General features: G+C 53.4%; 18 protein-coding genes and 2 pseudogenes. 7 read left to right on the top strand and 13 right to left on the bottom strand.

Annotation, left to right across the window (positions count from 1 at the left end; translation table 11 throughout):
* Positions 1–89: 89 nt before the first annotated feature.
* Positions 90–839: an exodeoxyribonuclease III gene (locus tag LKE28_07820; protein ID MCH3908135.1), complete on the bottom strand. Its 750-nt coding sequence runs from the start codon at positions 837–839 to the stop codon at positions 90–92.
* On the bottom strand, positions 839–1873 hold the full coding sequence (gene asnA, locus LKE28_07825; protein ID MCH3908136.1) for an aspartate--ammonia ligase: 1035 nt from the start codon (positions 1871–1873) through the stop codon (positions 839–841). The genes LKE28_07820 and asnA overlap by 1 nt, the downstream gene beginning before the upstream one ends.
* A 72-nt stretch (positions 1874–1945) precedes the next feature.
* Here asnA and LKE28_07830 point away from each other — a divergent pair, with 72 nt between their 5' ends.
* The 6 genes and pseudogenes from LKE28_07830 (at position 1946) to LKE28_07855 (ending at position 8909) form a co-directional block, all read left to right on the top strand.
* A complete protein-coding gene (locus tag LKE28_07830) occupies positions 1946–2605 on the top strand; it encodes an HAD-IA family hydrolase (protein MCH3908137.1) in 660 nt (219 codons plus the stop codon).
* A gap of 32 nt (positions 2606–2637) precedes the next feature.
* On the top strand, positions 2638–3957 hold the full coding sequence (locus tag LKE28_07835; protein MCH3908138.1) for a GH1 family beta-glucosidase: 1320 nt from the start codon (positions 2638–2640) through the stop codon (positions 3955–3957).
* 994 nt (positions 3958–4951) lie between these two features.
* Positions 4952–5687, top strand: a pseudogene (locus tag LKE28_07840) (ParA family protein).
* A gap of 11 nt (positions 5688–5698) precedes the next feature.
* Positions 5699–5935, top strand: a complete 237-nt coding sequence (locus tag LKE28_07845; protein ID MCH3908139.1) for a hypothetical protein — start codon at positions 5699–5701, stop codon at positions 5933–5935.
* A 344-nt stretch (positions 5936–6279) separates the two neighbouring features.
* Positions 6280–7281 carry a hypothetical protein gene (locus tag LKE28_07850; GenBank protein MCH3908140.1) on the top strand — a complete coding sequence of 334 codons (1002 nt, stop codon included), beginning with the start codon at positions 6280–6282 and terminating at the stop codon, positions 7279–7281.
* 212 nt (positions 7282–7493) lie between these two features.
* Positions 7494–8909: an alpha-amylase family glycosyl hydrolase gene (locus tag LKE28_07855; protein ID MCH3908141.1), complete on the top strand. Its 1416-nt coding sequence runs from the start codon at positions 7494–7496 to the stop codon at positions 8907–8909.
* Here LKE28_07855 and LKE28_07860 read toward each other — a convergent pair.
* The 11 genes and pseudogenes from LKE28_07860 to LKE28_07910 all read right to left on the bottom strand — a co-directional run bounded on the left by LKE28_07860 (position 8899) and on the right by LKE28_07910 (position 19442).
* Positions 8899–11016 (bottom strand): glutamine synthetase III, encoded by a 2118-nt coding sequence (locus LKE28_07860; GenBank protein ID MCH3908142.1) that lies wholly within the window; start codon positions 11014–11016, stop codon positions 8899–8901. The two genes, LKE28_07855 and LKE28_07860, sit on opposite strands and share 11 nt — an antisense overlap.
* An 88-nt stretch (positions 11017–11104) precedes the next feature.
* Positions 11105–13096, bottom strand: a complete 1992-nt coding sequence (locus tag LKE28_07865) for a UvrD-helicase domain-containing protein (GenBank protein ID MCH3908143.1) — start codon at positions 13094–13096, stop codon at positions 11105–11107.
* Position 13097: 1 nt separating this feature from the next.
* Positions 13098–13577: a small multi-drug export protein gene (locus LKE28_07870; protein MCH3908144.1), complete on the bottom strand. Its 480-nt coding sequence runs from the start codon at positions 13575–13577 to the stop codon at positions 13098–13100.
* Between the two features lie 2 nt (positions 13578–13579).
* On the bottom strand, positions 13580–13888 hold the full coding sequence (locus LKE28_07875; GenBank protein ID MCH3908145.1) for a 4Fe-4S binding protein: 309 nt from the start codon (positions 13886–13888) through the stop codon (positions 13580–13582).
* A gap of 157 nt (positions 13889–14045) precedes the next feature.
* Positions 14046–14687: pseudogene (locus tag LKE28_07880) on the bottom strand (DUF362 domain-containing protein).
* Positions 14684–15469, bottom strand: a complete 786-nt coding sequence (locus LKE28_07885; protein ID MCH3908146.1) for an RsmB/NOP family class I SAM-dependent RNA methyltransferase — start codon at positions 15467–15469, stop codon at positions 14684–14686. Before LKE28_07885 ends, LKE28_07880 begins: the two are co-directional and overlap by 4 nt.
* Positions 15470–15510: 41 nt before the next feature.
* On the bottom strand, positions 15511–16254 hold the full coding sequence (locus LKE28_07890; protein MCH3908147.1) for an amino acid ABC transporter ATP-binding protein: 744 nt from the start codon (positions 16252–16254) through the stop codon (positions 15511–15513).
* Positions 16247–17101, bottom strand: a complete 855-nt coding sequence (locus LKE28_07895; protein ID MCH3908148.1) for an amino acid ABC transporter permease — start codon at positions 17099–17101, stop codon at positions 16247–16249. The genes LKE28_07890 and LKE28_07895 overlap by 8 nt, the downstream gene beginning before the upstream one ends.
* Positions 17102–17233: 132 nt before the next feature.
* The gene (locus tag LKE28_07900; GenBank protein MCH3908149.1) at positions 17234–17992 is read right to left on the bottom strand and encodes a basic amino acid ABC transporter substrate-binding protein; all 759 of its coding nucleotides are present in this window, start codon (positions 17990–17992) and stop codon (positions 17234–17236) included.
* Between the two features lie 206 nt (positions 17993–18198).
* Positions 18199–18960 (bottom strand): basic amino acid ABC transporter substrate-binding protein, encoded by a 762-nt coding sequence (locus LKE28_07905; GenBank protein MCH3908150.1) that lies wholly within the window; start codon positions 18958–18960, stop codon positions 18199–18201.
* A 23-nt stretch (positions 18961–18983) separates the two neighbouring features.
* Positions 18984–19442 (bottom strand): divergent PAP2 family protein, encoded by a 459-nt coding sequence (locus LKE28_07910; GenBank protein ID MCH3908151.1) that lies wholly within the window; start codon positions 19440–19442, stop codon positions 18984–18986.
* 67 nt (positions 19443–19509) lie between these two features.
* Between LKE28_07910 and LKE28_07915 the strand changes: the two genes are divergently transcribed.
* On the top strand, positions 19510–20685 hold the full coding sequence (locus tag LKE28_07915) for an MFS transporter (protein MCH3908152.1): 1176 nt from the start codon (positions 19510–19512) through the stop codon (positions 20683–20685).
* Positions 20686–20711 lie beyond the last annotated feature (26 nt).

Consider the following 20711-nt stretch of genomic DNA (forward strand, 5'->3'; position numbering starts at 1 on the left):
TATGAGGTATGATAAAATCAAAATATGATAGGTACAAAACCAATATAATATTCATACTGAAAGTAAATCAAACCAACTTATTAGGAATATCAATCTAATACGAGAATTACAGGTGCATGGTCAGAACCCATGACATCCATAGCGATGCTGCTTTCCTTGATATGTTCTTTGTATCGATCGCTGACCAACCAGTAGTCGATCCTCCAACCGATATTGTGCTGGCGTACACCAGGACGGAACGACCACCAGGAATACTGGTCGACGGCATCGGGATGGAGGTATCGGAATGAATCGACGAACCCCGCGTCCAGCAACCGGGAAAAACTCTCCCGTTCCTCGTTGGTGTATCCCGCGTTTCCTTCATTGCTCTTGGGATTCCTGATGTCGATCGGCTGGTGGGCGACGTTCAGGTCCCCACAGATCAAGACAGGTTTTTGTTGGTCAAGTTGAGAGACATATCCGCGGAACGCAGCGTCCCACTCCATGCGCAGGGACAAACGGGTAAGTTCCCGTTGGCTGTTGGGCGTATAGCAGCATACCACGTAGAAATCCGGATACTCGCAGGTGACGGTCCTTCCTTCATTGTCCAGTGGATGGCCAATACCATAGCTGACGGACAACGGGACGCTTCGGGAGAGAATCGCGGTGCCGGAATAGCCTTTTTTCTCCGCGTCATGGAAATACGGATGATAGGATGCGTCCAGCATGTCCAATTGATCGACCTGGAGTTTTGTTTCCTGGATGCAGAACACGTCGGCGCCGCTTTGGGCGAGATATGCGTCAAATCCTTTCTTCCGTACGGCCCTGAGGCCGTTGACATTCCAACTGTACAGTTTCATCAATACAACCTCACACCTTGTTGATCTGCCGCGGCGTACAATGCATCCGGCCATACGGAAGCCTGTACTTCCCCGATATGCGCTTTGTGCAGAAGCAGCATGCAAACTCTGCTCTGTCCGATTCCGCCCCCGATGGTTTGTGGGAAATCTCCACGAAGAAGTCGTTTGTGCCAATAGAGATGCTGGCGTTCCTCACAGCCTTTCAAAGCGAGTTGGCGAAGCAGTGCTTGTTGGTCAACACGGATTCCCATGGAAGAGAGCTCCAGAGAATCACGACGTACCGTATCCCAGACGATGATATCACCGTTCAACCCGACGTACCCGTCATCCGTGGGGGTTGACCAATCATCATAATCCGGAGCGCGTCCTCCGTGTTCCTTGCCATCAGAGAGTTTCGCTCCGATTCCCATCAAGAAAATGGCACCATATTCCTGTGCAAGCTTGTGTTCCCGTTGCTGCGGCGTGAGGTTGGGATATTCCTTCAGCGCGTCTTCCGTATGGATGAACGTGATCTCTTCCGGAAGCGTGGGGAAACAGACGGGATAATTTTCACTTACCAAGAATTCCGTACGCTTGATCGCTTGATAAATTCTTCTGACAATTTCCTTGAGAAATGTGATATTTCTTTGGGAACCATCCATCACCCGTTCCCAATCCCATTGGTCCACGTAAATCGAGTGGATCGCGTCGATGTCGTCATCCGGCCGGATGGCGTTCATGTCGGTGTAGATTCCCGTGTTTGGCTGGAAATGAAGATCAGCCAGTTCCATGCGTTTCCATTTCGCGAGGCTCTGGACGATCTCCATCTGTTTGTCCCCCATGTTCCCCACAGCGAACCGTACCGGACGCTCCACACCGTTCAGATCGTCATTGATGCCGGAATTGCTGGGGACGAACAGCGGGCTGGTGACCCGTGAGAGCCTCAGCTCTCCGGACAGTTCACGCTCGAACGTGTCCTTGACGAATTTGATCGCCCGTTCCGTCTGTTTCGGATCGAGCACCGGTTGGTAATCCTTGGGGAAAAACGTCTTCATGCCAAACAACCTCGCTGTGAAACAAGTGTAGTCATTTTGCCATTGATTGAGAAGTGTGATACCATGGGCGTCATGATCCGCGAATGGATGGTTGATATGGGGGGTGTCCTGACCCTTCACCAAGACAAGGAAATGGAACGGGAAATCCTCTCGTTCTTGGGGGACAGCCATCCATCGTTTGACGCGATCGCCCCGGTCCTCAGCGGCTCGTTGCTTGACCGCATGAGTTGCCGGGAGATCGACGAGGCGACGTATTGGAAAGAGTTTTCCCGTATCAGTGGCATTCCCATTCCTGATCTCAAAGGACGGTCCCTGTGGGGGATGTTTTTCCATCCGGTCATTGACCAGGCGGTCCGTGGTTTGATCATCAGGGCGAAGGCGCGAGGGGTGCGTGTGGTGCTTGCCAGCAATACGGAACCAGCCCACCTGAAGATCCATACGGAACGCGGGGATTATCGGATATTTGACACGCGGTACACTTCCTGCAGGTTGCGTCTGGTAAAACCGGACCTCCGGTTCTTCCAGGAAATACTTCGCAGGGAAGGAAGCCGTCCGGAAGAAACGTTGTTCACCGACGACAGCCAGCGGAACTGTGACGCGGCCGCACGGCTCGGGATCCTCACGTGGCGATACACGGATCCACCTGCTTTGGAAGCTTTGCTTATCAAGCTGGGCGTACTGGAAAATGAACCGGTAACAGAACATACAACATTATATAATGAAAAGAGTTGAATGGTAATGTATCCAAACAAATGGAGGAACATATGACGTTTCCAATGCCTGAGGATTTTTTGTGGGGATGCGCGACGGCAAGCTATCAGATTGAGGGATATCCCGATGGTGAGGGGAAGGAACCAAGCATCTGGGACACCTTCTGCAAACAACCTGGGACGATCCTCAACGGGGATACCGGGGATGTCGCGTGCCAGGGCTATGAGCGGTATCCGGAGGACATCGCCTTGATGGCCTCCCTGGGGTTCAAGGCGTACCGGTTCTCCCTTTCCTGGCCGCGGATCATCTCGTATGGCAAGGTGAACCAGGCGGGGATCGAGCATTACCGGAAGGAATTGGAATGCATCCACCAGCACCATATGAAGGCGTATGTGACGTTGTATCACTGGGATCTTCCCCAGAGCCTGGAGGACAACGGTGGCTGGCTGAACAGGGAGACGGCGTACGCGTTCCAGCGGTACGCCCAGGTGTGCTTCCAGTCGTTCGGGGACCTGGTTGATGGCTGGATTACATTGAACGAGCCATGGTGCGCAGCGTATCTTGGATATGAGATCGGCGTGCATGCTCCTGGCAAGAAAGTCCACGGGTATCCCACCGCTGCGCACATCTTGCTCCTGGCGCATGGCCTGGCGGTGAAAGCGTATCGGGAGACCGGACTGAAGAGTCCGATCGGCATCACGCTGAACCCCGCGGTCACCCGTCCCGCGACCTCTTCCGAACAGGATGGAATCGCCGCGTGGATGGAGATGGTGACACAGACCGACCTGTTCTTGGATCCATTGACCACAGGAACCTATCCCAAGGTGCTCAGCGATCATTTCGGCATGCATTTTCCGGTACAGGACGGGGATATGGAGGTGATCAGCCAGCCGGTTGATTTCCTTGGCATCAATTACTACAGCGAACATGTCATCTCGTATGACGAGAACGCGCCGTATTTGTTCACCGTCGCTCCCAGCTGGCAGGAAGTCACGGACATTGGATGGCCGGTCACCCCGTATGGTTTGCTTCATATCCTCCGGTATTTTGCGAAAAAGGCTCCAGGAGTACCTCTGTACATCACGGAAAATGGAGCCTCCTACGCGACAGGGCCGTCTGAGGATGGCAGGGTGCATGACGTGAAGCGGTGTGATTATCTGAAACGACATCTGGAAATGTGTCACCTCGCCATCGAGGAGCACATTCCATTGCAAGGATATTTCGTATGGTCATTCATGGACAATTTTGAATGGTCGTATGGGTATTCCCAACGCTTTGGAATCGTCTACGTAGATTATCCGACACAGAAACGGATCGTAAAAGACAGCGGATATTTGCTACGGGATTGCATGCATAATCCTATAGAATGGTAGTAATACTCATATTTTATTGATACTGTAACCTGTTTCGGTTTTGTATATAATTTATATTTGTGATATAAGTATTATATAATTATAAATATGGATCCCATTGCTTTTTACTTCGGTTTCAATGTATTTCCATGCGAAGAACACATGGGACATTGAACAGCGCTGCGCGTAGCGTGGAACGATGAAACGTGTTCACTCTGATGAGCCTTGGTGTATCTCACCAAGGCATGGGGTATTGGAGTGCCAAGACCTCACATTCAGGAAATGAATCTTATTCGTGTTCGGAGAGCGAAAACAACGGGAACAAAAGAAGCAAAAGATATGAAGCGTAGGGAGTGAAGCAAAGTGATGGTCGGCATATCTTGTCATTGTAATTTTTTAATGATAAAAGTGTATACATTATTACATGATATTATGTAATACATATTTCCACCAGGGTTGAGTAATGTTGCTGCTTTGGTTGGGGTGATGGTTCATGCAAATTGGGGAACGTGTTTTCATTTGGATCGTGCTGTGAATCATTGGTATATAAAATAACAGAAGAAAATAAGTATTTAATTATGAATACAATATGTAAACAATATCAAATTAATTGTAATAAGGAATTGTAACAAATTAATTAAAAATAGGTACAATATTAGAAAGATATTGAAACAATATATATACCAACATAATGAGTCAGGATGTTGGTGTTCCCGTACAATACACCAAAAGTGAGAAATACAGAAAGGTGAAGTATGATGGTTTCTCTTCGTGAAGAATACAAAGGAATATTGAATCAATATTGAATCAATATTGAAATAATATAGTAACAAATAATATAGATAGTAAAACTATTACATATACATGTAATACAACATAACAACGATATGTAATCAACGTAGACTAAGACGAAAACACTCAATTTGAAAATAATACTTGTAGTGAAATGGTCTCTGGAGTTATACTATAAAGCAATAGGTGTTTTGAAATGAGCAAATCAATCGCGTTTCACCTCCAAAAAGGTGGAGTAGGGAAAACAACCATCTCTGGAACATTAGCCTGCCAGTCAGCTCTGGATGGGTTTGAGACGCTGTTGATTGATGTCGACCCCCAAGGGAAACGCATCTTCTTGGTTTTTGAAGGATGCGCCCAAATATGAACTTGCGGATGTAATACAAGGCAAATGTTTTGCCCAAGAGGCTATCGTACCTCTTGCAATCATTCCGCATTTGTTTATTCTGCCCACATTTGGAATTGGGGGTTCGTTGAAGAACTATTCGGAAACGAAATTAGCCGAGGAACCATATGTTCTTCAGGATTTGATTACGGAATTACAGAAAACATATGAACATATCATTCTGGATCTCTCCCCTGGATTAGGAAGGCTCGAGCGTTCTGCTTTGATCGCGGTAGATGAGGTCATCACACCAATGACTCCGGAAGTGTTCAGTCTGGATGGTTTGGAAATATTCATCAATGAACTGAACCGTTTCAAAAAGAATCTTCGTTCAAACGTCAAGCATTCACGGATCGTCATCAACTCATTTGACGAACGAATCCGTCAACATAGAGATATTTATGACGCTGCCTGCAAAGGCACGTATACGGTATACAAAATTCCAGTCGATCCACTGTTCCGAAAGGCGCAGGAAGCATCGATGCCACCGCAACTCTTCAAGTCCCATGGAAAAGGTTTGAAGCCAAAGACGGTGGAAGCGATCAAAGCGTTGGATTCAGCAATTTGGAGATAGGGGGAGAGCATATGGCGTTGAAACGAAACATTGAAGCGGAAGAAGCTGCAGCGACAGAAAGTATCAGTGGGCAAAAAGCGAAACAATTGTTTTCCCGAAAGGAGAACAAAATCCTCACCACCTTCTCCATAGAACCATCCTTCAAATCGGAATTGGAAGAAATGTTCTCCGATATGGGGTTAGGATGGGCGGCAGGTATTCGTTTCGCATTAAAGGAATTCTATAAAAAGCATGCTGATGAAGCATGAAAAGAATATTATTTCCCATTAAGTAAAATATTAAAATTATATTAAAGTAATATAAAAATAGGGAAGAGATTATCTCTTTCCTATTTTTAATTGTCTAAAGAGATGTAAGAACAATTAATAAACATATAATAACAATATAAGAAAGCTTTAAATAAAATATAAGAACAATATTGTAAAAAATAGAATAAAAATGGGTGATTGCAAACGAGTGGTGACAATCGGTGAGAAACCCGTATAATGTGATGCGAGAGTTTCCAAGGCAAGATGTAGCGAGCGTGGTGGCCCAATACGTTTTGCCAAGGAAACGCTCAATAGAGGCCACCACCTTGAAGAAGCATAATCACATGAAGTCCAGGAAGGCGACTCCCTGGGACGGGATGACGGACCTGACTCCCACAGAGGAATACATCAGGGACCATCATCAGGAACACTACCGGATTCATCACCAGACGTTGGGTGAGGACATGGAATCGTCGCTGTTGAACAGCCGGAAGCCGGAACGCTGCAGTTACTGCGGGTCCAAGGATTTCATCCGTTTCGGTCACAACGCAAGCGGTGTCCAAGTCTATCGTTGCCGTTCCTGCGGCCGCAGGTTCACGGTGCTGACGGGGACGATCTTCGACTCGCACAAGATTCCCATCAGCGAATGGATTGAGTTCCTCTACAACCTGTTCTCGTTCGTCAGCCTTACCGCCGACTCCTGGAACAACAAGAATGCTTTCACCACATCGAAATACTGGCTCGAGAAGGTGTTCCTCCTCGTCGGGGAGTACCAGAAGGGCATCAAGCTGAAGGGTGATGTGGTTCTGGACGAGACCTTCTATCCCGTAAGGTCAGAGGAAACCGTCTGGAAAGACGGGAAGAAGCTCCGGGGCCTTTCCGTCAACCAGATATGCATCGGCGTCGCCTGCGACAACGAGCATGTGTTCTGCGTCCTGGAGGGCAAAGGGAAGCCGTCACAGGGAAAGACGTGGTCGGCTTTCAAGGACCATATCGAGAATGGTTCCGTGCTCATCCACGACAAGGAAAACGCCCACAAGACGCTTGTTTCCGGCCTTGGTCTCACCAGCATGTCCTACGATGCGAGGGAGATCAAGAAACTGGATGACCGGGACAATCCTCCGGAACGGGTGAACAGGATACACTTTCTCCTGAAAAGGTTCTTCATGGCGCACTCGAGTTTCAAGAGGGAATACATCGGCGGGTTCATCGACCTGTTCTCTTTCGTGATGAATCCACCGTCGGAAAAGCTGGAAAAGGTCAAGGTTCTGCTCGATTTGGGATTGACCCACGCCCAAATACTCCGATTTCGTGATGATTTTCTTGAAATCAAGCATTCAGATTGAGTTTTTCACCACTCGTTTGCAAGTACCCATTGTAGAATAAATATTCTGTATCAACTGGTACGCTTTCACCATTACCTTTCCGTCTCATCTGAGGTATAGTACTGATGATGGATCAAGAACGATGGTGGCAACGATGCGTATCCTATGAAATCTTTCCGAGAAGTTTTCAGGATACGAACGGTAACGGAATTGGCGACATACCTGGCATCATCATGCGGCTTCCCTACCTGAAGAAACTCGGTGTAGGATGCTTGTGGATTGCTTCCATTTTCTTTGCAAATGATTTCTTGGGCGAAGAAGTGATGGATTATCGTGCCGTAGATCCTGTGCTCGGTTCGATGAGTGATGTTGATGCCTTGATCGCCGAAGCACATCGTCTTTCTATCAACGTAGTGCTGGAAATGCCGATCGGGCATACAAGCGCGCGCCATGCGTGGTTTCTGGAAAGCAGGAAGGGCGGATCTTCCAATCCATACCAGGATTTCTATCTCTGGACGGACACCACGTGCAACTGGGTGACGATCAAATCAGATGGCGCGTTGACATGGGATTCTTCCCGCAACGCGGCATTTGTCCACACGTACGGGGAAAATCTGCCGGATCTCAACTGGAGAGACGAGCATGTGGTCAAAGCCATGTACGACCAGTGTCGATTCTGGCTGGAGAAGGGTGTTGATGGTCTGGAGTTCCATGATGTGAACACCATCATCAAGGACGAGACATTCCGTGACAACCCCTCTCTGTCGATGTTGTTGCATCCACGGTCGTATGAACGGCAATTGCACGTCTTTGACCGTAACCGACCGGAATCCCATCGGGAACTCAGACGGTTGCATGCCATGGTGGGGGAATGTGACAATCGCTTGATGGCAGGCGACATCCTGCAGGAGAAGGCGGGAGAACCGGAAATCGCCGCTTCCTACGTGGGAGACCAGCTGGACATCACGTTTGATGATGCCTTGATGCGTCTTCCGTTCCGAGCTTCTGCGTGGAGATGGTGCGCACAGCGGTGGTACCAGGCCGTCGGTGAGAACGGCTGGCCCGCGTGGCGAATGGAGTCAGGAAAGGACGGCAGGATCGTTGACCGATGGAAAGGGAAGGATGGCAGGGCGCGCATCGCTGCGATGTTCCTGCTTACCCAGAAAGGGATGCCGTTGTTGTATTACGGCCAGGAGATCGGACTTTGCTCCAAAGCCAAGGAAACAAAGGAAGGAAAGGTTCCCACCGTTTCCTGGCGGCCAATGGTTTGGACGGATCAGGAAGGACATGGCTTCACCACGGGAACGCCATGGCTTCCCTGGGGGAATGCCGCATCGTCCGTCGCCCATGGGGAAACGGATGCGGATTCCTTGTTTTCGTTGTACAGGCGTCTGATTGCGCTTCGCAACGAGGATTCCGTGCTGCAGGCTGGCACGATCCACTTTCTGGACAGCGGCCGGCATGGCGTTCTTGCCTACTGCCGTCAGCTCGGTGAGGAAAAACGGATCATTCTGCTGAACTTCCGCTCCCGCCACAGCGAGGTGCGTACCGACGCCCATACCATAATGCTTTCCACCTCATCAATGCCGACCTGGGTGAGGGGAAAGCTGGTCCTCGGTCCGTACCAAGGCGTAATTCTCAAAGCCTGAACAGGAGATCATCGTATCCGGGATACGGCCAAAGCTGTTTGTCCGTGATGTTCTCCAACGCGTCCACCGTACCACGAAGCGCTTCCATACGGGGGCGTACCTCGTCACGGAACGCTGTAGCCTGGGCGAGGGGATCATCCTTCCGCACTTGGGCTTTCGCGATACCGATGTGCAACCGCTCACCTTGGGTGATGGCCCGTTCCAACAGTTCGTTCTTCTGTTTCAGCAGCGCCATCTGCGCGGTCACATCCAAACCCTGTGCTTTCTGCGCTGACAGACTGACGGCGCTCTGGCGGATATCCTTGGTGACGGCCGGGATGATTGATTTCCGTATCATTTCCAGCATGACGGATGCTTCAATGTTCACCTGTTTGCTGAACGTGTCCAGATACAGTTCCTCGCGGGAGACGACCTCTTCTCGGGTGAATACCTTTTGCCGTTCAAACAGCGCGATGGAGGTTTCGCTGACCATTTCCGGAAGCGCGCTGACCGTGTCTTTGCGTTCCGGCAATCCTCTTCTGGCCGCTTCCTTGGCCCATTCCGGTCCATATCCGTTGCCATTGAAGATGATTCGCTTGTGGGCGCGGTAGAAGTCCCTGATGATGGCATGGCTTTCCGCCAGTTTGTCTTCAGCCTTCTCCAGACGATCGGCAACCTCCTGGAGCACGTCAGCCATGGCGGTGTTGATGAAGATGTTCGGACTGCTCATCGACTGGGAGGAACCGACCATCCGGAATTCAAACTTGTTGCCGGTGAACGCCATCGGACTGGTGCGGTTCCGGTCGGTGAGATCCTTGGGAAATTGAGGAATCATCGGGATACCCAGCTTGACGCACTGTCCATCCTGCTGTTTGCAGGGTTTGCCTTCGGCGATTCCCTCCAGAATATCGGTCAGTTGCTGGCCGAGGAACACGCTGATCACCGCAGGCGGCGCTTCCAAACCGCCCAGACGGAAATCATTGCCCGCCGTGGCCGCGCCAGCGCGGATCAACGGGGCATATTCGTCCACCGCCTTGAGAAAGGAGGTGATCATCAGCAGGAACAGGATGTTCTCTTCCGATTTGGAACCGGGAGAGAGCAGGTTGGTCCCATCGTCGGTGGACAGGGACCAATTGTCATGCTTGCCCGATCCATTGACGCCGGAAAACGGTTTTTCATGAAGCAACGCCACCATTCCGTGGCGGAGCGCCACGCTTTGCAGCACTTCCATCAACACTTGGTTGTGATCGGTTGCGATGTTGGCGGCGTCGTACACCACGGCGATCTCAAACTGGTTGGGAGCGGCTTCCATGTGCTGTGTCTTGCTGGAAATGCCAAGTTTCCAAAGGACGTGGTCCAGTTCCGCCATGAAATTGCCCACTTTGTCGTTGATCTGCCCGTAATAATGGTCGTCCAGTTCCTGGCCTTTCGCGGCGAATGAGCCAAGCACCGTCCGTCCGGTCAGCCTCAGGTCGGGACGTTGGTCATAGGAATCCTTGTTCACCAGAAAGTATTCCTGTTCAGGGCCGATGTTGACCGTCACCCGTTTGGCTGGTTTTCCCAACAGGCCCAATACCCTGAGTGTCTGTTTCTCCAGCGCCGCGGTGGAACGGAGGAGCGGTACCTTCTTGTCCAATGCTTCACCGTTGTACGAAAAGAACGCCGTCGGGATGTACAGGATCCGTTGCCCTCCGGTTTCCTTGATGAACGCCGGTGAGGAAGTGTCCCAGGCGGTGTATCCTCTCGCCTCAAAGGTGGTGCGAAGCCCGCCGTTGGGGAACGATGAAGCGTCGCTTTCCCCTCGGATCAACTCTTTTCCGGAAAATTCCAGGAGCACTTTGCCCGAGCGGGTCGGGGTGATGAAACTGTCATGCTTCTCCGCCGTGAGACCCGTCAACGGCTGGAACCAATGGCAGTAGTGGGTGGCGCCTTTCTTCAGGGCCCATTCCTTCATCGCGCCGGCCACATGGTCGGCCAGCTCCGGAGTGAGTTCCCCGCGTCCCCGTTGGACTTCCTTCAGTTGCCTGATCGTTGTTTCCGAAAGGAAACGGGCCATCTCCGGCTCGGTGAAACAATCACAGCCGTACAGATCGGATACGGCTGTCTTCGCGTAATCGACTTCGAACATGAGGCTTCTCCTTTTCGCACATGATGAACCTGGGTATGAGGAGAACATACCCTGTTGACCGACACTTTGCAAGCGAGGAGGGTGGGGCTCATCCCCCGAACATTGCAAGCATTTTCTTCAGTTTTTCGTCAAATTCATCACCAGAGAGCTGCCGGTCAGGATCTTCCTCATCAAACAGGCTCTGGGGGATTTCCTGAAGAAACCGGGAGGGTACGCAATCCACTTCCTTGCCGTTCTTGTCCCGCTTCTGGCAGGAGGAGATGATCAGGTTGCGTTTCGCCCGGGTGATGGCTACATAGAACAGGCGGCGTTCCTCGTCGATGTTCCGGGGATCCTCCTCCAGCGCTTTTCCGCTGGGAACGTACGGCTCTTCCACGGCGGCGAGAAACACGGTATGGAACTCAAGCCCCTTGGCGGCGTGCATCGTCATCAACGAAACCTTTCCCATCGTCTGTTCGTCATCATCGCCGCTATCCAGGGAAATTTGAGACAGGAACATGCCGATGGGGGCTCCCGGGTGTTGCTGTTCGAAACGGGTCAGCTTTTTGATGAAGATCAAAATGCCGTTCATCTGGTAGGAGACCAGCTTTTCGTTTTCCGGATGCTGGTCCATCAGATATTCCTTGTACCCGATCTCATCGACCAGCATCCGGAGCGCCTCCCCTTTGCCGCGTGGTTCAGCGAACGTTCCCGTATAGGCGTCCAAGAGTTCGGTGAAGCGGGAAAGCGTTTTTTTCACCGACGGGGAGATGGAAACGTCTTCCGTGACGGCGCATCGACGGATGGCGTCGATCAACGGGCAATCAAACGTGTCGGCGACGGTACGGATTTTTTCGAGCGTCACCCGTCCAATGCCCCGTGGCGGCGTGTTGATGATCCTCAGCAGGTTGATGTCATCTTCCGGATTTGCGGCGCATTTCAGGTAGGAGAGGACGTCCCGCACTTCCTTGCGGTCCAGCAGGTTGGGCCCGCCGGTCACGTTGACCGGGATGTTCTCCGTCTCCAGTTTGTCCCCGATGGGGGAGAGCAGCCGGTTGGTCCGCACCAGAATGGCGAAATCATCGTAGGTCAGACGGGGGTCCTTCGCCATTTCGTCCCGGATGGTGTCACAGATCTCCTGAGCCTCGAAGTCCCCATCCAATGGATGGACGATCCGAATGGTCGAGCCTCGTTCGTTGTCTGTCCAGAGTTTCTTGTCCTTGCGATCCTTGTTGTGGACGATCAAATCATTGGCGGCTTCCAGGATGATGCCGCTGGAGCGGTAGTTCTCCTCCAGCTTGATCTCTTTCCGTTCGGGAAATTCCTGCTCGAACAACAGAAGGTTCTGGTAGTTGGCGCCTCTCCAGCTGTAGATGCTCTGGTCGTCATCCCCCACGACGCAGAGGTTCCTGCTCTCTTTGGCCAGGGCGGAAACCATCCGGTACTGGCAGAGGGAAGTGTCCTGGAACTCATCCACAAGAATGTAGCGGAATCGTTCCCTGAGGGCTTTCAGAACGTCCGGACGACGCTCGAACAGAACCAACGGCAGGGTGATCAAATCATCGAAGTCCACGGCGTTGTACGCTTTGAGCAGTTTGCCGTACTCCTGGTACAACGCCCCGGTTTTCCCTTGGGCGGGGGCAGTCCGCTTGGTCTTGATGTCGGAGAACAGATGGGAAAGGTCGTACAGATCGTACGTGTCCGGATCATCATCCGCCTCGACGATCATCTCGCGGATCAACGCGAGCTTGTCACTGGTGTCGTAGATGGTGAAATTGTTCTTGTATCCCAAAAACTGGATGTACTGTTTCAGTACGCCCATGCCGAAGCTGTGGAACGTGGTGGTGGTCAGGTGCTGGAGCGGGCTTTCCGTAAGCGATCGCACCCGTTCCCCCATCTCCCGCGCGGCCTTGTTGGTGAAGGTCAACGCCAGAATGGCGGATTCCGGGATGCCGTGCTGCAGGAGGTTTGCGATCCGATAGGTGAGCATCCGGGTTTTGCCGCTGCCGGCTCCTGCAATGACGAGGAGCGGGCCATCGATCTGGGATGCGGCCTTGCACTGCTCGCCGTTCAGTTCTGTGGAGAGATCAAAGGTTCGCATGTCAGACGCGCTTGATGAAGATGGAGCCGACGCTCCGGCCACCCAGACAGATGGCGATGACGACGGCGCCGGCGATGCAGACGCCCAACGCGATGTATTTCTGCGCTTTGCGCTTTTCCAGTCCCAAGACCCACGCGGCGACGGTACCCGTCCACGCGCCGGTAATCGGAAGAGGAATGGCGACGAAGAACAGCAATCCCAGGTATCCGTATTTCGTCACCTTGGGCGCGACTTTCAGCTGGGCTTTGACCAAGAACCGATCGAACCAACGATGGTAGGCGGGAATCTTGCACAGGGTGTTGTTGACGGTTTCCAGGAACCACCATGCCAGGAGCGTGACCAACGCGTTGGCCAGCACGCATACCGGGGTGATGACGTACCAATCGATCCCGTTGAAATATCCATAGGGTATCCCGCCGCGCAGTTCGCTGATCGGGATAAAAGACAACAAGACGCTCCAGAACAATGTTCGCGTATCCATCCTTATGATTCCTTGATGGTGATCGCGTTCGCCGGGCACACCTCGTGGCAACAGTAACAACGGACGCAGACTCGCGTGTCGATTACAATCCGTTTGCCGTCGGTTGTCAAGGCGTGTGCGGGACAGATACGGATGCATTTCTTGCAGAGAATACAATTGGGGGAACCGAATTGTGGGGCCGGGGCGTTCCACACGAATGGCGTGGCGGTGGAACGGTCGGGTGAGGAACGGAATGAGCAGATTACGGAACAGATGGCTTCCGTCCTGTTGAGGGACACATTCAAAATCCGTGATGACCAGATCCTTTGCATCCAGCGCGGGGTAGGTGGGCTTTTCCCCCAGATGATGTTCCAGACCCGAGGCGATGATCGGGATGGTAAGGGGGTCATAGCCCATGATCGTCGCTTCCGCCCAATCCAGGGCGATGACATCCGAAGAGCCCAACAGAAGCCCGACATGCCGGGGATTTCCGTTGGCCGGACCTTCCCCTTCCATGCCGACGACGGCGTCCATGATGGCGAACGCCGGCTTGGCGACGGCGTTGATGCCGACGATCAGGTCGGCGAAGCGTCGGCGGGAGGTGCATTTCACATGACAGGCGCTCTTATGGAGCGATGGAACCAAACCAAATTGGTTTTTCGCCGCTCCAGTGACGTACATCAGGCGGTGGGTCTTGAACTTGGGGAGGGAGATCAACACGTCGGCCGTCTCCAACGCCCGTGTCAATGGCAGGCTGATGTGCCGGGTGTACGGGATTGGGTGGACGATGGGGTCCTTGGTGAAATCAACCCAGCTCACGCCTTCCGCCTCGCATACATCGGCGATGCCAGAAGCGCGGGGGACAAATCCCGCCCCCTGCAGTCCCGGTGAATCCCCCACCAGGATTTCTTTCGCTCCCTGGCGCTTCAGCAGATGAATGACGGCACGGAGTACCGCCGGATTGGTGGTGATGGCCGAGGAAGCTTTTGCGTCAGAGAGAATGTTTGGTTTGAGCAACACGATTTTGTCCCGTACCACGGGAAACGAGGGATCCCCAGCAACCTGTTGAATCGCCTTCTCCAACGGCTCGGCGTCATACGTCGGGCAGGATACAATAGTGACGGTGCTCATGATTCCCTCCTGATCATACAGACATACATCGGGCCTCTTCCTTCCGCCGTATCCGGCAGAATGATGCTCCCAAAGGAACGCGCCTCTCCCTGGGGGAGGCGGGTGGGAAGCAAGGAAAATCTGCCTTTTCTTCGTTCCGAGAGCTTTTGGATGACCATCTCATCCTCTTCCGGGGTGATGGCGCAGGTGCTGTACAGGATCACCCCTCCGACCTTCACTGCTTCAAGGGCGGAGCACAGCATGGCGAACTGCCCGATGGCAAGCCGTTTGGGACGGGAAGGCGACCACTGGGACAGCGCCGAAGGACTGGTCAGGACGTGCCGCTCACTGGAGCAGGGGGCGTCAAGCAGAATGGCGTCGAACGCTTCCTGTTGGTGTATTCCCCATTGGGCTGCATCATATCCGGTGACAGTGACGGCGTTCTGCCACGGAGCCGGCAGATGATCCTTGATGACGGACAGGAGACGGTTCCGGCGATCGGCGGAGCGGTCGTTGCTGACAAGGCGTCCGGTTCCCCTGAGCTGGGAAGCGATGACCAGTGTCTTTCCTCCAGGAGCCGCGCACATGTCAAGGACTTGGTCCCCTTCGTGTACCGGGAGGAGGCGCGCGGCCCAAAGGGAGGCTTCATCCAGGAAATACGGGGTGGTCAATCCATCGGTGAACGCGATGGGAGATCGCTCCTTGCCAAGAGCAGCGCAGAGAGCATCCCACCGTTGGCCGAAAACCCCACGGTAGTAGGTGTCGAATTGTTCCGCTCCGGAAGGCTTTGCGTGTTTTCCCATAGGGGAAAATGTACCTTCTTTGTCCGAGGATGAAAAGAGGATTACAGGATATGGTCCAGAAAACTCTTCGTCCGTTCGTTGGTTGGATGGGTGAACAGCTCGTCCGGCGTCCCCGTCTCGATGATCTCTCCGTTGTCCATGAACACCACCTTGTCGGCGGCGGCCCGGGCGAACCCCATCTCATGGGTGACCAGGAGCATCGTCATGCCGCTCTTGGCCAGATCCAGCATGACATCCAGCACTTCCTTGATCATCTCGGGATCCAACGCGGAGGTCGGTTCATCGAACAGCATCGCCTGTGGCTGCATCGCCAAGGCCCTGGCGATGGCGACTCGTTGCTGCTGTCCGCCGGAAAGCTGGTTGGGGAAGGCATTGGCCTTGTCTTCCAAACCCACCTGCTTGAGCAGTTTCATCCCCAGTTCCTTCGCCTCCGCATCCCCCATTTTCTTCACTTTGATCGGGGAGAGGGTGATGTTGTCCATCACGGACAGATGGGGGAACAGGTTGAAGCTCTGGAACACCATGCCCACTTCCTCCCGGATCTTGCGGATGTCGGTGGAAGGGCTGGTCACATCATCCTTGTCGATGAAGATGTGACCGCTCGTGGGAATCTCCAGCTTGTTGATCGACCGGAGCAACGTTGATTTGCCAGAGCCGGACGGCCCGATGATGACGACAACCTCTCCGTTCTCCACGGTGAGGGATGCGTCCCGTACCGCATGGATGGTTTTTCCTCTGCCGGTGGAGTAGTCCTTGCAAAGATCCTTGATGACGATTCTAGCCATTTTCGTGCAGCCTTTCCTCGAGCATTCCCACGAGGCGGGAGAGGATCAACGTGATGATCAGATAGATCAACGCGACGATCAACATCGTCTCCAGGGAAAGGAACGTGCGGGAAATGTACTCCCGGCCTTTGCGCAGGATGTCCGCCAACGCAATGGTGGAAACCAACGAGGAATCCTTCAACATGGAGATGAACTCGTTGCCGATGGCCGGCAACACTACTTTTACGGTCTGGGGAAGCACCACGTAGCGGAACGCCTGCGCCCTGGTCATGCCCAACGCGATGGCGGCTTCCATCTGCCCTTTCGGGGTGGCCTGGATACCGGCGCGGATGATTTCGCCCATGTAGGCGCCGAAACAGATGGAAAGCGCCGCAACGGCGGCGACCATTCCTTCCACTTTGAAGAACCGTCCCATGGCGTAGTAGATGAAGATGATCTGTACCAGAAGCGGGATGCCGCGGATCAACTCCACGTATACGCCGCTGATCATGTTGACCCACCGGTGTTTGGAGACGGCGCCCAGCCCGGTGATCGTACCGATGATCACGGTGAAGATCATGGCGAAGATGGTGGCTTCGAAGGTCACCGGTGCGCCTTTGATACACACCAGGAAGATATCCCGGTACGGTTTCGGTTTGAGGAACACCAACCCAAGGAGGAGGAGCAACGCCCCAAAGAACGTCAACCTCCACGCGTTCAGCACATGATTGTCATCCTTGCGGGGTATCAACACCCCGTCCGTCATCTGGATGGTCACGTTCTTTTTCTTCGGTGAGGTCGGATCAATCGAAACCATCTGGTCTTTGCGCAGAGCACGTTTCTCCACGTCTTGCAGTTCAGTATCCATATGCGCCTTTCATACGATTAGATAGGGTAAATCTTCCTGTTTCATGCAAAGCCTGTCAAGCTGTATGCATATTTATTCCGTGAAAAACAAAAAGAGGGCCGTCTCCGGCCCTCCGTATCTTCCCTCATCCGGTTACAGGATGTTCCATTTCTTGCTCAGCGTATCCAGCGTGCCATCCTTCTGCATCTGGGCGATGGCGTCGTTGACGATCTTCAGCAAGGCGCTGTCGCCTTTCTTGATGGCGATGGCGATCGGCTCCCCGATGTCGCTCGCTTTGCCGGTGACGATCATCTTGCCCTTGTAGTTCGGGTTGGAAAGCACATAGTCGCTGGCGATGATGCTGTCACAGACAACGGCATCCAGGTTTCCGTTCAGGAGGTCCTCCACGGCCAGTCCGATGGAGTCATATCCCTTGACGTCGATGTTCAGCGTGGGGTCCGCCGCGTCCTGATCCTTCAGATACAGGTCTCCCGTGGTCCCCATCTGGGTCCCGACGGTTTTGCCGGCAAGACTCTTCAGATCCTTCAGCTCAGGATGGTCCACCGGCGCGATGATCGCCTGGGTGATCGTCATGAACGGGGTGGAGAAATCCATCGTGGCTTTCCTCTCTTCCGTCACCGAAACGCCGGAAGCAACCGCGTCGTACGCGCCGTTGGCAAGGCCCGCGAAGATGCCGTCCCACGCGACGTTCCGGTAGGTGATCTTCTTGCCGGAAATCTTTTCGATCTCCTTCAGCATATCGACCTCGAATCCTACGACATCTCCCTTCTCATCCACAAATTCCAACGGCGGCCATTCGGCGTTCCCCGCGAACACATAGCTGTCTTTTTCCGTGCCGACCGCTTCTTTCTGCCCTTGGGCGAACGCAAACGAGCCGACAACCATCAGCATTATCAAAAGTACGATTCCTGTTTTTTTCATCATTCCTCACCTCGAATTACCAGAGATTATGCATATATATGCAATCTATGTCAACTAATCGAGCATAATTATACAGTAATAATTCTGATATTTTTTGAATAATTCGTTTTGAGGAGGAAAGAAATCAAAAAAAACGCTTCCCCGGAGGGAAGCGCGTTGCATACAAACCCAATTGGTTACAGGATGTTCCATTTCTGCTTCAACGCGGCGAGGGAGCCATCTTTCTCCATGGCTGCCAAGCCTTGGTTGACCAGGTTGAGCAACTCGGTGTTGCCTTTCTTGACGGCAATGGCGATGTCCTCCTGGGTGAACGGCTCACCGGCCAACAGCAGTCTGCCTTTGTAGTTCTCGTTGGAGAGCACGAAGTCGCTGGCGATCAAGGAGTCACAGACGCACGCCTCAAGGTTGCCGTTCAGCATGTCTTCGATGGCAAGCCCGATGTCATCGTACTGTTTGGGGACGACCGGGTAGTCGGCCAGGGCGAAATCGCCGGTGGTGCCGATCTGCACGCCGATCTTCTTTCCGGAGAGATCGTTGATCGATGCGTACTTGTCCTTGTCCGCCGCGCGGATGATCACCACCTGTCCATTGGACAGGATCGGCGTGGAGAAATCCATTGTCTGCTTGCGCTCTTCCGTCACGGTGACGCCGGAGGAGACACCGTCATACGCGCCGTTGGCAAGACCTGCGAAAATGGTGTCCCATGGGATGTTCTTCACCGTCATGGTGACGCCGACTTCCTTTCCGATGGCCGGCATCAACTCGACTTCAAATCCCGTCAGGTTGCCTTTCTCATCAATGAACTCAAGCGGAGGCCAGGTCGCGTCAGCGGCGAACACATAGCTCTTCGCTTCCGATGGCGCGCTCTCCTTCGCCCCACCGGCGAAGACCACACCACACGCCAAAACACAAAGCAACACAATCCATACTTTTTTCATCTTTTACCTCTGATGATTTGGAATTACTTGAAGAAATAGGTGATCAGGAAACCCACCACCGCGCCAAAGACGGCGCCTCCGAACACCTGGGGGAACGAATGACCCAGCATCGTCTTCAAATGCTCCTGGGTGAACCTCCCGTCCTTGTGGATGTCCGAAAGGATGGAGCTCCATTCGTTGATCACTTCAGCCTGCTTTCCCGCGGCCCGGCGGATTCCCATGGCATCATGGATCGTGATGGCGCCGAAACAGCAGGCGATGGCGAATTCCACCGTACCGCATCCTATGGTCATGCCAATGGAAACAATCAGGGCAACCACTCCCGCCGTATGGCTGGAAGGCATTCCGCCGGTGGAGAAGGCTGCGTGGGGATTCCACGATCGCTCCAACGCAAGCGTGATGAACGGCTTGAGAAATTGCGCGCCAAAGAACGCAAGGAAAGCGGACCACAACGGCGCATTGCCCAGGATGTCATTGTTCATGGCTCCAATGTATCTTGTTTGGCTTCGCTAGACAAGAGCGCTCCACTCGTGTATACCTTCCTTTGCCATGCAAACAAAGAGCGATACATTGCAGTCCTGGGTATTGAATTCGGCGAGTTTTTTCGCCAACACCGCCATCTCCATGATGGCGCTTTCGTTGGTCTATTACCTTCGTTCCGTCTTCTTGCTCACCCCCTCGCAGATCGGCGTGGGGACCAGCGTCAGCACGTTCAGCTATCTGATCGGCTGCCTCTGCCTGGCACGTCTGGTCAGCGCGATGAAACCCCGGTACGCCGTGGCGTTGGCGCTGGTTGGCATGGGTTCTTCCCTGCTGTTGTTTGTCCGCGCCCACCTGTTATGGGTGGCATATCTCGGATTGGCGTTGTATGGCGTGTTCATGAGTATGCTCTGGCCTTCCATCGAGGCCTGGTTCTCCCGAGGAAAAGAAGGGGAGGCGTTGAACAAGGCGTCCAACAGCTTCAACTTCTCCTGGAGCTTTGCCGCCGGGGTGTCGACGTTGTTCGCAGGCATGTTGGTGGAAGTCTCCGTGACGCTTGCGTTCTGGGTGGGCATCGCCATGCTTTTCGGGCTGGCCGCGTATGTCAGCCTGTTCGCCCATTTTGTGCCCGGCATGCGCGCCCTTCCCAGTGAGAATGTCTCCCGACAGGAGACGGTCCAGGAGGACCACAGCACGCCGCTGCGGTTTTTCTGCTGGGCAGGCATCGTTCTGGTGTACACCGGCATGAGCGTCGTGCAGAACATTTTTCCTCTGTACGCCCAGGATGAGCTGGGCATCAGCGAGTCGATGACCGGCCTGTTGCTGTTGATCCGAGGTGTCGCTACCTGTTTCACCTTCGTCTTCCTGGCGAAAACCCATTTCTGGCAGTTCAGCAGGAAAACCATTTTGTTTTCCCAATTGGGATTTGCGTTGGTCTGTTTCTGGGGCGCGATGATCCGCTCGGCTTTGGTGTTCGGCCTCTGTTTCCTTGCCTTTGGCGTGGTGTTCGCCTTCGGCTACTCGCTGTCCATGTTCCATGGGGTTGCCGGTTGCCAGAAGCGTGCCCGACGGATGGCCATCCACGAGATTCTGCTGACGGTGGGGCAGATCACCGGTTCGGTGGCCGGCGGCGCCATCTACCAATACCAGAGCTTCTCACGGATCCTCTCCGTATACGGCGCCATCGCGCTGGTGGCCGTCTGCGTCGAATCGTTCATCCGGACCGATTCCCCCAAGCGAGGCTAGGCAGGGAAGAAGGTTTCACGTACAAT

This window comes from Sphaerochaeta sp., from assembly GCA_022482495.1.
Classification (GTDB): Bacteria; Spirochaetota; Spirochaetia; order Sphaerochaetales; family Sphaerochaetaceae; genus RUG023.